Origin of the sequence: Pseudomonas sp. BN417 (assembly GCF_029871205.1) — a bacterium.
Classification (GTDB): Bacteria; Pseudomonadota; Gammaproteobacteria; order Pseudomonadales; family Pseudomonadaceae; genus Metapseudomonas.
In genome coordinates this window covers 48,465-61,254 of sequence record NZ_SSOJ01000157.1, presented here as the reverse complement: position 1 = coordinate 61,254, position 12,790 = coordinate 48,465, and the positions used below count along the sequence as shown (strand labels likewise).

Annotated in this window: 7 protein-coding genes; 6 read left to right on the top strand and 1 reads right to left on the bottom strand. The window is 67.5% G+C overall.

The window, feature by feature from the left end; all coding sequences use genetic code 11:
• Positions 1-334 precede the first annotated feature (334 nt).
• Positions 335-5,197 (bottom strand): NAD-glutamate dehydrogenase, encoded by a 4,863-nt coding sequence (locus E8F11_RS25915; RefSeq protein ID WP_280291780.1) that lies wholly within the window; start codon positions 5,195-5,197, stop codon positions 335-337.
• A gap of 440 nt (positions 5,198-5,637) precedes the next feature.
• On the opposite strand from E8F11_RS25915, the gene E8F11_RS25910 reads away from it, so the two are divergent.
• The 6 genes from E8F11_RS25910 to E8F11_RS25885 all read left to right on the top strand — a co-directional run bounded on the left by E8F11_RS25910 (position 5,638) and on the right by E8F11_RS25885 (position 12,438).
• Positions 5,638-6,597 (top strand): MoxR family ATPase, encoded by a 960-nt coding sequence (locus E8F11_RS25910; RefSeq protein WP_280291779.1) that lies wholly within the window; start codon positions 5,638-5,640, stop codon positions 6,595-6,597.
• 122 nt (positions 6,598-6,719) lie between these two features.
• Entirely contained in the window at positions 6,720-7,598 is an 879-nt protein-coding gene (locus tag E8F11_RS25905) for a DUF58 domain-containing protein (protein ID WP_280291787.1), read from the top strand.
• Complete coding sequence (locus tag E8F11_RS25900) at positions 7,595-8,086, top strand: DUF4381 domain-containing protein (protein ID WP_280291778.1); 492 nt, start codon at positions 7,595-7,597, stop codon at positions 8,084-8,086. Before E8F11_RS25905 ends, E8F11_RS25900 begins: the two co-directional genes overlap by 4 nt.
• Positions 8,079-9,098, top strand: coding sequence for a VWA domain-containing protein (locus tag E8F11_RS25895; protein ID WP_280291777.1), 1,020 nt, complete (start codon positions 8,079-8,081; stop codon positions 9,096-9,098). The genes E8F11_RS25900 and E8F11_RS25895 overlap by 8 nt, the downstream gene beginning before the upstream one ends.
• A complete protein-coding gene (locus E8F11_RS25890) occupies positions 9,095-10,798 on the top strand; it encodes a VWA domain-containing protein (protein ID WP_280291776.1) in 1,704 nt (567 codons plus the stop codon). Before E8F11_RS25895 ends, E8F11_RS25890 begins: the two co-directional genes overlap by 4 nt.
• Positions 10,798-12,438: a BatD family protein gene (locus tag E8F11_RS25885; protein WP_280291786.1), complete on the top strand. Its 1,641-nt coding sequence runs from the start codon at positions 10,798-10,800 to the stop codon at positions 12,436-12,438. Before E8F11_RS25890 ends, E8F11_RS25885 begins: the two co-directional genes overlap by 1 nt.
• The last annotated feature ends 352 nt before the right edge of the window (positions 12,439-12,790 follow it).

The window sequence follows — 12,790 nt, the reverse complement described above, 5'->3', positions numbered from 1 at the left end:
CGGCCCCACCCTCGCTGCTCGGTTTCAGACCTGTATGAGCTTCAGGTTTGCTCCGGACTCGCCAGCTAAGTTACCCCTCGCCCGCCTGCGGGGCGAAGAGGTACGCGTTCGGAAGCACCGCTTCCGGTGCCGATGAGCGACTGAGCGCGAAGCGATCAGGCTGGGGCGCAGGGCGGGGGCCGGGGGAGAGGGATGTGTCAGGCCGGTGCCCAGGTCTGAAAGAGCCGTACTAACCGCCTCTATTCGGTGCTGCAACAGCTAACGCAGACATAGCCAAAAAAAAGCCCCGCCGAAGCGGGGCTGAGAGCACTAAACACTTACATGGCCAGAGGCATCAGGGAATGCACACCCCGTGCTGGCCGCTCTGGGCCAGGTCCATCAGCTCGCGGTTGGCCACCGCGTACATGGCGTAGTCGGTAGCGGTGGCGGCGCGCAGTTCGACCAGCATGGCCTTCCAGCGCTCCACCAGCGCACGGTGCTGGTCGAGCCAATAGGCCACGCGCTCATCGATTTCCACCGGACCGTCGTTCGATTGCAGGACGGATATGGTGATCGCCCGCTGCTGCCAGTCCAGATCGTCGCGGAAGGCTTCTCGCGCCAGGGCTTGCCAGTTGCTTTCCACCGGCAGGCTGGTGATCTGCTGCAAGTACCAGGACAGATCCAGCGCCCCGCCGACCGCGAAGTAGGCGGCGGCGACTTCGGTGGTGTCCTTGCCGGTGACGTCCGAGGCTTCGATGATCGGCAGCAGGGTGTAGAGGTGGCTGGTGCCAGCCACTACCCGGGCCAGGTCTTCCGGCGCGCCGGCTTCGACATAGGCCTGGAAGCGTGCCAGCCACTGCTCGCGGGACGGGCCTTCGAGCAGCTCGTCCAGGCGGCCGGCCAGGGCCTCCACGCGCGGCTGGAAGTGGGTAACGTCGCGGGCGGCGTCCTGGTCCTCGCGGCGGCTGCGCAGGAACCAGCGGGTCGCGCGGCGGCCCAGGCGCATCAGCTCATCCATCAGGGTCAGCTGCAGATCGGCGGGAACCTTGGAGTCCAGGGCCTCGATCTGCTTGAACCAGTACGGCAGGCGGAATACATCGCGCACCACCACGTAGGCGCCGGCCACGTTGGCCGCGCTCATGCCGGTGGACTCCTTCAGGCGCTGCACGAAGGTGATGCCCATGTGGTTGACCAGGTCGTTGGCGATCTGGGTGCTGATGATTTCGCGCTTCAGGCGGTGACGGCGCATGGCGTCGCCGAAGGTGTCTGCCAGGCGCGCCGGGAAGGCGGTTTCCATCTCCTGGGCCAGGTAGTCGTCATCCGGCACCAGGGATTTCAGCAGCGATTCCTTGAGGTCGATCTTGCTGTAGGAGATCAGCACCGACAGCTCCGGACGGGTCAGGCCATGGCCGCCCGCGATGCGCTCGTTGAGTTCCTCGTCCGAGGGCAGGAACTCGAGGCCGCGGTCCAGCTTGCCGGCCGCTTCCAGAGCGGCGATCAGGCGCTTGTACTCGCCGATCTTCTCCCGTGCGCGGCGTTGCGCCAGGGACAGCGCCTGGGTCTGCTTGTAGTTGTTGCCGAGCACCAGGTTGCCCACGTCATCGGTCATCTCGGCCAGCAGCTTGTTGCGCTGTTTGCCGGTCATGTCGCCGTTGGCGACGATTTCGTTGAGCAGGATCTTGATGTTGACCTCATGGTCCGAGCAGTCCACACCGCCGGCGTTGTCGATGAAGTCGGTGTTGCTGGCGCCGCCATTGAGGCCGTACTCGACGCGACCCAGCTGGGTCATGCCGAGGTTGCCGCCCTCTCCCACCACCCTGGCGCGCAGATCGCGACCGTCCACGCGCAGGGCGTCGTTGGCCTTGTCGCCGACATCGGCATGGCTTTCGCTGCTGGCCTTGACGTAGGTGCCGATGCCGCCATTCCAGAGCAGGTCGACCGGCGCCTTCAACAGGGCATTGAGCAGCTCGGTGGGGGTCAGCTTGTCGGCCTCGATCTCGAAGCGTTGCTGCATCTGCGGGCTGATGGCGATGCTCTTGGCTGCGCGCAGGAAGATACCGCCACCCTCGGAGATCAGCTTGGCGTCGTAGTCGGCCCAGGACGAGCGCGGCAGTTCGAACAGGCGCTTGCGCTCGGCGAAGCTGGATGTCGATTCCGGATTCGGGTCGATGAAGATGTGCATGTGGTTGAACGCGGCCACCACCTGCAGCTTGTCCGACAGCAGCATGCCGTTGCCGAATACGTCACCGGCCATGTCGCCGATGCCGATCACAGTGACATGGTCTTTCTGCACGTCGATGCCGCGCTCGCGGAAGTGACGCTGCACCGAGACCCAGCCACCCTTGGCGGTGATGCCCATGCCCTTGTGGTCGTAGCCGGCGGAGCCGCCCGAGGCGAAGGCGTCGCCCAGCCAGAAGCCGTATTCCAGGGCGATGCCGTTGGCGATGTCGGAGAAGGTCGCGGTGCCCTTGTCGGCGGCCACTACCAGGTAGGGGTCGTCGGCGTCGTGGCGCACCACGTTGGCCGGCGGCACCACCTTGCCTTCCTTGAGGTTGTCGGTGACGTCCAGCAGGCCCGAGATGAAGATGCGGTAGCAGGCGATGGCCTCGTTCTGGATATCGTCACGGGAACCACCCACCGGCAAGCGGCGCGGGATGAAGCCGCCCTTGGCGCCCATGGGCACGATGACGGCGTTCTTCACCTGCTGCGCCTTCACCAGGCCCAGCACTTCGGTGCGGAAGTCTTCCTCGCGGTCGGACCAGCGCAGGCCGCCCCGGGCCACGTCGCCGAAGCGCAGGTGCACGCCCTCGACGCGCGGCGAATAGACGAAGATCTCGAACTTGGGCACCGGGCGCGGGATATCGGGAATCAGGCGCGGGCTCAGCTTGAAGCTGAAGTAGGACTTGTTCTGGCCAGCCGCGTCGGGCTGGTAGAAGTTGGTGCGCAGGGTCGCCTTGATCAGGTCCAGGTAGCGACGCAGGATGCGGTCTTCGTTGAGCACGGCGACGTTGTCCAGCTCACCGAGGATGGCGTGTTCCAGCTTCTGCTGCTTGTCTTCCAGGTCGTCCGCCGCCAGCTTGCGCGCCAGGTAGAAGCGGGTCTTGAACAGACGTACCAGCTCCTTGGCGATGTTGGCGTGGTTCAGCAGGGTGCTGGCGATGTAGGACAGGTCGAAGCCCAGGCGGATCTGCTTCAGGTAACGGGCATAGGCGCGCAGCAGGGCAACGTCGCGCCAGGGCATGGCGGCGGTCAGCACCAGGCGGTTGAAGGCGTCGTTCTCGGCATGGCCACCGACGATGTGGACGAAAGCGTCCTGCAGGGTGTCGTTGAGCTGCTGCAGGTCGACTTCGTCGCCCAGGGCGCTGGTGAAGGCGAAGTCGTGGATCCAGTACTGGCGACCGTCCTGGCGCGCCAGGCGGTAGGGGAATTCGCCCAGCACGCGCAGGCCGAGGTTCTCCAGGATCGGCAGGACGTCGGACAGGGCCAACGGGGTGTCGGCGTGGTACAGCTTGCAGTGCAGCTGCTGCTCGCCCTGGGTCAGCGGCTGGTAGAAGCTCATCACCAGCGGGCGCTCGTCGGACAAGCTGTGCAGGTGCTGCATGTCCACCACCGCCGAGTGCGGGGCGAAACGCTCGCGGTAGCCGGCCGGGAAGCCTTTCGGGAAGTCGGCCAGCACGCGGGTGCCCTGCCCTTCGCCGAAGCTCTCGTTGACCAGGCTGGCGTAGTCGTCCTTCCAGGAGCGGCAGGCCTGGATGACTTCCTTCTCCAGCAGCGCGGTATCCACCGTCAGCTTGTTCTTCGGGTCCAGGCGCAGGATGAACTGCACACGGGCCAGCACCGATTCGGAGAAGAAGGTCCAGAATTCGCAGTCGCTGGCCTGCAGGCGATCCATCAGGATCTGCTGGATCTTCAGGCGGGTCTCGGTGGAGTACACGTCACGCGGCACATAGGCCAGGGCATAGGCGAAGCGGCCGTACGGGTCGCGACGCAGGAACAGGCGGATCTTGTTGCGTTCCTGCATCTGCACGATGGACATCGCCGTGGAGAAGAGATCGTCCACCGGGGTCTGGAACAGGTCGTCGCGCGGCAGCACTTCCAGCACCTGGGTCAGTTCCTTGCCGAGGTGCGCCTTGGCGTCGAAACCGGAACGACGCTGGATCTCCGCCACCTTGCGGCGGATGTAAGGAATCCGCTCGACGCTTTCGGCGTACACGGCCGAGGTGTAGAGGCCCATGAAGCGGCACTCCCTGACCACGTTGCCCTTGGCGTCCAGCTCACGGATCGAGACGAAGTCCGGGTAGGCCGGACGGTGCACGCGGCTCGGCTCGGCAGCCTTGGCGAAGGACAGCAGCATCGGCCCGCGCAGGTAGGCCAGGGCCTCCGACTCGATATGCAGGTCTGTCTTCTTCAGCCCGGCGCGGCGCAGCCTGGAAATGCCCAGCAGGGACTTCTCGTCGTAGACCAGGTGGCCGCCGCTGTTTTCTTCGGCCACGGTGAACTCTTCATAGCCGAGGAAGGTGAAGTGGTCGTCCAGCAGCCACTCCATGAACACTTTCACTTCGGCCAACTCTTCCTTGTCGACCTTGAGCTTGGCCTTGTCCAGCCAGGTCAGGAGTTCCTGGGCCTTGGCCTTCATCGGCTTGAAGTCGGCGACCGTGACGCGGACGTCGCCCAGCACTTCCAGCAGGGCCTTTTCCAGGGTCTTCATGGCGCCATTGTTGGCGCAGCGGTCGATCTCCAGGAACATCAGCGATTCCTGGCGCACATCCTTGCCCTGGCCGCCCTTGGGCAGGACTTCCAGCAGCTCGCCCTTGGCATTGCGGCGCACGCTGAGCACGTTGTTCTGCAGAGTGTGGATGCTGTAGCCGCGGCGGTTCAGCTCCATGCGCACCGAATCCACCAGGAAGGGGATGTCCGGGTGCAGCACTTCAACGGCCGTGTGGGTGGATTGCCAACCGTGCTTCTCATAGTCGGGGTTGAATACCCGCACTTCCGGGCTGGCGGGGTCGAAGCGCTCCACAAGGCGCCAGGACGACAGGGTGCAGCCGACCAGGTCGGACAGGCGACGCTGGGTCAGTTCGTCGAGCGCGATGATGCCGAAGAATTGCTCGGCGAACAGGGTTACTTGTGGCAACGCCTTTTCGCTGACGTGCTGCGCCAGGGCCGCTTGCAGTTGATGCTGGAAGTCGGCTTTGCTGGCTGCCGTGAAGGACGTCATGGTTTTGCTCCGCTAGGCTCGTTTTGTTGGGGTTAAGCGTAGAACGCTTAATAAGCGGAGAGAGGGCCACAGGTCGATCCGGGCAGTGTGGCCCCGCTCCGGGTGAATGCCGGGGGACAACTGCGACCCGGCGGTCACCATTGCCGCGAAAGCTTAACGAGGGAGCGATGCAGCGCGCTTACGGCGCTGCGACATATTCGTTCATGGAGCGGGCCCTGCCAGGCGGAGGAGCATGATGTCTGCGCCTGGCTCATCGCCAGCCTACGGAAATCCGCGTCCGCCCGGCACCCTGTGTAAGGCCCATGTAAACCTCTCCGCCATCACGGAACCAACGCCCGAATTCAGGCTCTTCTAGGCCGCCCACCCTGGTCTGGATTAAAGTTATGCCCCACCACCGGAGCCTTAGACGGTCTCCCTTCTCCACCTCAACGAGCCCATCGATGGAACACCGTGAAGCGCTAGTCGCTCTTCGAAACTTCCTTTCCACCCAGATCCTCGGCCAGGAAAAACTCATCGACCGCCTGCTGATCGCCCTGCTCGCAGACGGTCACTTGCTGGTGGAAGGCGCGCCCGGCCTGGCGAAGACCAAGGCGATCAAGGACCTGGCGGACGGTGTGGAGGCGGAATTTCATCGCATCCAGTTCACCCCGGACCTGCTTCCGGCCGACATCACCGGCACCGAGATCTACCGTCCGGAGAACGGCAGCTTCGTGTTCCAGCAGGGACCGATCTTCCACAACCTGGTGCTGGCGGACGAGATCAACCGGGCGCCGGCCAAGGTGCAGTCCGCGCTGCTGGAGGCCATGGCCGAGCGCCAGGTGTCCATCGGCCGCTGCACCTACTCCCTGCCGCCACTGTTCCTGGTGATGGCTACCCAGAACCCCATCGAGCAGGAAGGGACCTACCCGCTGCCCGAAGCCCAGCTCGACCGTTTCCTGATGCACGTGCGCATCGGCTACCCGGACGCCTCGGTGGAACGCAAGATCCTCCAGCAGGCCCGCGGCGAGGCCCTGCACGGCGAAACCCGCGCCGAGCACCAGGTCAGCCAGCAGGCGATCTTCGCCGCGCGCAAGGAAATCCTCGGCCTTTACATGGCCGACGCGGTGGAGGAGTACCTGGTGCACCTGGTCATGGCCACCCGTACCCCCGCCAAGTTCGACAGCGAGCTGGCCGAGTGGCTGGCCTGGGGCGCCAGCCCGCGCGGCTCCATCGGCCTGGACCGCTGCGCCCGCGCCCATGCCTGGATGGCTGGCCGCGAATTCGTCAGCCCCGAGGACATCCAGGCGGTACTCTTCGACGTGCTGCGCCACCGCCTGATCCTTTCCTTCGAGGCAGAAGCCGCCGGCATCGACCAGGACCGTGTGATCCAGCGCATCCTGGATGTGGTGGCGGTAGCCTGATGCGCCTGCGAGCGGAGGCCTGGAAGTTCCGGGTCAGGAAGCGCCGTCCGGCGACCCCGGGCGCCGCTCCGCCCGCGCCCAGCGCGGCGGGCGTGCACGTCGACCTGGCCGAGCTGATCGACATGCGCCACCGGGTGCGGGAGGTGCAACTGTTCTCCAGCCCGGCGCGGCGCAGTCCGCTGATCGGCCTGCACCACTCCAAGCTGCGCGGACGCGGTGTGGATTTCGACCAGGTGCGGATCTACCAACCCGGCGACGACGTGCGCACCATCGACTGGCGCGTCACGGCGCGCACCCAGGAGCCCCATACCAAGCTGTTCCACGAGGAGCGCGAGCGGCCGGTATTCATCATGGTCGAACAGAGCCACCGCCTGTTCTTCGGCACCGGCCTGGTGTTCAAGTCGGTGCTCGCGGCCCAGGCCGCCAGCCTTATGGGCTGGGCCGCCCTGGGGCACAACGACCGCGTCGGCGGCCTGGTGTTCAGCGACCAGGAACACCATGAAATCAAGCCACGGCGCAGCAAGCAGAGCCTGCTGCAGCTGCTCAGCCGGCTGGCCCGCGCCAACCAGGCCCTCGGCAGCCCGACGGCGGTCCAGCGCGAAGGCTTCAGCCTGGCCCTGCGCCGTGCCCGCGAGGTGCTGCGCCCGGGCAGCCTGGTGGTGATCCTCTGCGACGAACGCACCCTGTCCGACACCGCCGAGCAGCAGATCGCCCTGCTCGCCCGGCATACCGACCTGATCCTGATGCCCGTCTCCGACCCTCTGGACCACGCCCTGCCCGCCGCCGGCCTGTTGCGCTTCGCCGAACAGGGCGCGCAACTGGAGCTGGACACCCACGCCAGCGACCTGCGCCAGGCCTACCGAGAAATGGGCGAAGCCCGCACCGCGCGCTGGGAGCGCCTGGCGCAGAAGCTCGGCGTACTGCTGCTGCCGCTCTCCACCCAGGAAGGCATGATCGAGCAACTGCGCGACTACCTGCAGCACAAGGGCGGCGCGCGATGACCCCGCTGGATGGGCTGGAGCCGCTGATCGCTCCGGCGGCGATACCCTGGTGGCCGCCCGCCCCCGGCTGGTGGTGCCTGCCGCCCCTGCTCGCGCTGCTGGCCTGGGCCCTGTGGCGTTGGTGGCGGCAAGCCGGGCGCAAGGCCGCCGCCGAACCCGAGCAGCCCCTGGACCCACTGCGCCAGTCGGCCCTGGAAGAGCTGGCACGCCTGCCCAAGCCCTATGACGGCGCACCGGCCGGCCCCTGGCTGCAGGAGCTCAACGGCCTGCTCAAGCGCCTCTGCCGCATGCACTATCCAGGCGATCACAGCCATACCCTCAGCGGCCGCGCCTGGCTGGCCTACCTGGACAACCGCTGTCCGGCCGCCGGCCTGACGCGCTGGATGATCCTCGTCGAAGGCGCCTACCGTCCGCTGTGCAAGCTGGACGACAAGGCGATCAACGGCCTCTACCAGTCCGTCGATACCTGGATCCGCAAACATGTTTGAGTTCGCCTGGCCCTGGGTTTTTCTGCTCGCCCCGCTGCCCTGGGTGCTGCGCCTGCTGCTGCCACCGGCCGATAGCGGCGAAGCGGCGCTGCAGGTCAGTTTCCTCGCCGACCTCGAAAGCCTGGTGGGCCGCCGCGCCCGCGCCAACCTGCCGGCCTGGCGCCAGCAGGCGCCCTTCGCCCTGCTCTGGCTGCTGCTGCTCACGGCTGGCGCGCGCCCGGAATGGGTGGGCGAGCCGCAGCCGCTACCCACCAGCGGACGCGACCTGCTGCTGGCGGTGGATGTGTCCGGCTCCATGGACTACGCCGACATGCAATGGGAGGACGAGGACGTCAGCCGCCTGACCCTGGTGAAACACCTGATGGGCGAGTTCATCGATGGCCGTCGCGGCGACCGCATCGGCCTTATCCTGTTCGGCAGCCAGGCCTACGTGCAGGCACCGCTGACGTTCGACCGGCAGACCGTGCGCACCTGGCTGGACGAAGCGCTGATCGGCATCGCCGGCAAGAACACCGCCATTGGCGATGCCATCGGCCTGGCGGTTAAGCGCCTGCGCCAACGCCCGGCCAACAGCCGGGTGCTGGTACTTGTCACCGACGGCGCCAACACCGGCGGCGAGATCGAACCCCTGACCGCCGCCCGCCTGGCTGCCGAGGAGCAGGTGAAGATCTATACCATCGGCATCGGCGCCGATCCGGAGCAGAGCGACGTGCTCGGCATCCTCGGCCTCAACCCGAGCATGGACCTGGACGAACCCACCCTCACCGCCATCGCCGAGCAGACCGGCGGCCGCTACTTCCGTGCCCGCAACAGCAAGGAGCTGGCGGCAATCGAAGAGGTCCTCGACCGCCTGGAGCCAGTGACCCAGCGCGCCAGCCAGGCGCGCCCGGCCTATTCCCTTTACAGCTGGCCCCTGGGCGGCGCCCTGCTGCTGAGCCTCTTCCTGGTCTGCCGCGTACTCTGGCCCGACGCCTTGCAACAACGCCCGCAATGGCTGCGGAGGCGCACATGATCGAGCTCTGGCCCCACTGGCTGCGCCCGGCCTGGCTGCTCCTGCTGCCCCTGCTGGGCTGGCTGCTCTGGCAACTCTGGCACCGCGAGCGTCGCAGCGGCCGCTGGGAGCAACTGCTGCCCCGCGCCTTCCAGCCCTGGTTGCTGAATGGCGGCAGCCGTCGCGGCGGCCGCCTGCCCTGGCTGGCCCTGGGCCTGGCCTGGCTGCTGTGCCTGCTGGCGCTGCTCGGGCCCAGCTGGCAATTGATGGAACAGAGCACCCAGAAACGCGCCGACCCGCTGGTGGTGCTGCTGGAACTGACGCCGTCCATGCTCGCCACCGACATCGCACCGACCCGCCTGGAGCAGGCCAAGCGCAAGCTCCGCGACCTGCTCGAGGCGCGCCGCGACGCGCAAACCGCCATCGTGGTCTACGCCGGCAGTGCCCACAGCGTGGTGCCGCTGTCCGACGACCTGATGACCAGCCTCAACCTGATCGACGCCCTCAAGCCTTCGATCATGCCGCAGCATGGCCAGCGCGCCGACCTGGCGGTGAGCAAGGCCCTCGCGCTGCTGGAACAGGGCGCCCAGGGCCAGGGACGCCTGCTGCTGATCGCCAGCAGCCTGGACGAGCAGGAACAGGCCGGCATCCGCAAGGCCCTGGGCTCCCGGGGCGAGCGCCTGGCCATCCTCGGCATCGGCACCGCAGCCGGAGCGCCCGTCGCCGAAGAGGATGGCGGCTTCCTCACGGACGACCAGGGCGCCATCCTCCTGCCGAAACTCGACAGCGCCCAACTGCGGCGCTTCGCGTCCAACCTGGGCGGGCGCTATGCCAGCGCCCGGCTGGACGACGGCGACCTGCGCAGCCTGCGCCTGCTGGACGGTCCCAGCAGCCTGCGGGCCAGCGGCGAGGTCGCCCGCTTGGCCGCCTGGGCCGACCAGGGACACTGGCTGCTCCTGCCCCTGCTGCTGATCGCTGCCTGCGCCGGCCGTCGCGGTTGGCTGTTCTGCCTACCCCTGCTTCTGGTGCTGCCGCGCCCCAGCCTGGCCCTGGAACTCGACGACCTCTGGCTGCGCCCCGACCAGCAAGGCCAGCGCCTGCTGGAGGCCCAGCGCCCGGCAGAAGCCGCGCGGCGCTTCATCGACCCGCGCTGGCAAGGCATGGCGCTCTACCAGGCCGGCGACTATGCGGAGGCTGCCGCCCGCTTCGCCCAGGGCGACAGCGCGGCGGACCACTACAATCGCGGCAACGCCCTGGCCCATGCCGGCGAACTGGAGGCGGCGATCGACGCCTACGACTCGGCCCTGGAGCGTCAGCCGGACCTGGCCGCAGCACAGAAGAACAAGGCGCTGGTGGAGGAGCTGCTGCGCCGGCGCGAAACCCAGGCCCAGCATACCGACCGCCAGCAGCAGGCTGGCCAGAGCGGCGAACAGGACGCCGCCCGGCAACAGGGAGGCGAACAGAGCGCCAGCGAATCCACCATGCAGCAGGGCAATGGCGAGGCCAAGCACTCGACGCCCACGCAGCAGGGAGCCGGCGGAACTGCCGAAGACGCCCTGGACACGGATGTTACCCAGCCCCGGACAGCCAGCGCCGAACCCCTGGGCGACGAACGCCGCCAGGCCCTGGAACAATGGCTGCGGCAGATCCCGGATGACCCGGCCGAACTGCTGCGCCGCAAGTTCTGGTACGAACAGCAACAGCGCCAGGAAGAACAATGATGACGCGCCTGCTCTGCACCCTCCTCCTCAGCCTGCTGGCGCTCTGCGCGCAGGCTGCCGGATTCACCGCCAACGTCGACCGAACCCGCCTGAGCGAAGGCGAGACCGTCGAGCTGACCCTGGAGTCCTCGGACCCGACCCTGTTCGGCAAACCCGACCTGACCCCGCTCGAAGCCCAGTTCGAAGTGCTCGGTACGCGCCAGATCAACCAGCTGGGCACGCTGAACGGCCACAATGACCGCGCCACCCGCTGGATCATCACCCTGCGACCACGCCAGAATGGCTTCGTCACCATCCCGGCACTGAAGCTGGGCGAGGTCCACAGCGCGCCCATCACACTGCATGTCCAGAAATCCGAGAACGCCGGCAGCGGCAACCTGGCGCCGGTGTTCATCGATGCCAGCCTCGACCAGGACAGCGTCTATGTGCAGGCCCAGGCCATCCTCACCCTGCGCATCTACCACTCGGTCTCGCTCTACGACGACAGCAGCCTCAGCCCGCTGCAGATGGATGACGCCCGCGTCGAGCAGCTGGGCGACCCGCGCACCTACGAGAAGGAGATCAATGGCGTTCGGCACGGTGTGATCGAAGTGCGCTACGCGCTCTTCCCGCAGAAGAGCGGCCTACTGGACATTCCTCCGCAAGTGTTCAGCGCCACCCTGGTCGACCCCGGTAGCCAGGAAGGTTACCAGCCCTTCGGGCCCAGGCCGGGCAAGCTCACGAGGGTGAACTCGCCGCGAATACCCCTGACCGTCAAGCCCAAGCCCGCCGAGTACCCGGCCGACGCGCCCTGGCTGCCGGCGCGCAACCTGATCCTCACCGAGTCCTGGAGCCCCGACCCCAAGGGCGCGCAGACCGGCGACTCGCTGACCCGCAGCCTGTTGCTGCAGGTGGAGGGGCTCTCCAGCGCCCAGATCCCGCCCCTGCCCGCGACCCAGGCCAAAGGCCTGCGCCGCTACCCCGACCAGCCGCAGGTGGCCAACAAGATCGACGAGCGCGGGCTGATCGGCAGCCGCGAAGATCGCGAGGCTCTCGTGCCCATCAACAACGGCCGCCTCGAACTGCCGACGGTGGAAGTGACCTGGTGGAACACCCGGGACGATCGCCTGGAGCGCAGCGAACTGCCAGCCCGCACCCTGGAAGTGGCCAGCAACCCCGAACTGGAGTCCGGCGCAGCGCCCGCCGATGCAGCAATGGCCGGCAATGCCGGCGCCCAGGCCCGGCTCTGGCCCTGGCAACTGGCCTGCGCCCTGCTCGCCTGCACCACGGCACTGGGCTTCGGCCTCTGGTGGCGCGCCCGCCGCCAGCCGGCCATCCTGCCCCCCGTCCAGGCCGGCCCGAGCCCGCGCACCCTGCTGGACGACCTGCGCCGCGCCTGCCAGTCCAACGATTCCCACGCCACCCGCCAGGCCCTCGACGCCTGGGCTCGCCAGCAGCCGGAAACCCTGGCCGACATGGCCGCCCGCTTCGTGCCCCTGTCCGATGCCATGGACGGCCTGAACGGCGCGCTCTACAGCGAGGCCGGCCAGCACTGGCAAGGCGAGGACCTGTGGAAAGCCATCCGCGCCCTCCCCGCCCCGCAGGCGCGGGAGCAGGTGGCCAGCGAGCCCAGCCAGTTGCCGCCGCTCTATCCGCGGTAGACCCGCCCCCCCCCTGTAGGGGCGACTTCAGTCGCCAAGCAGGCCGCAGATCTGCCCCTCGTACTCCCAGTCGGACTCGGCTTCCCTCACCCCCGCCCTCTCCCAGAGGGAGAGGGAGCAGCTCGTGCAGAATCCGAGCTGCGGCGCCTTTCCTGTGGGGGCGAATTCATTCGCGAAAGCAGGCCGCAGATCTGCCCCTCGTACTCCCAGTCGGACTCGGCTTCCCTCACCCCCGCCCTCTCCCAGAGGGAGAGGGAGCAGCTCGTGCAGAATCCGAGCTGCAGCGCCTTTCCTGTGGGGGCGAATTCATTCGCGAAAGCAGGCCGCAGGCCTGCCTCTCGTATTCGCAGTC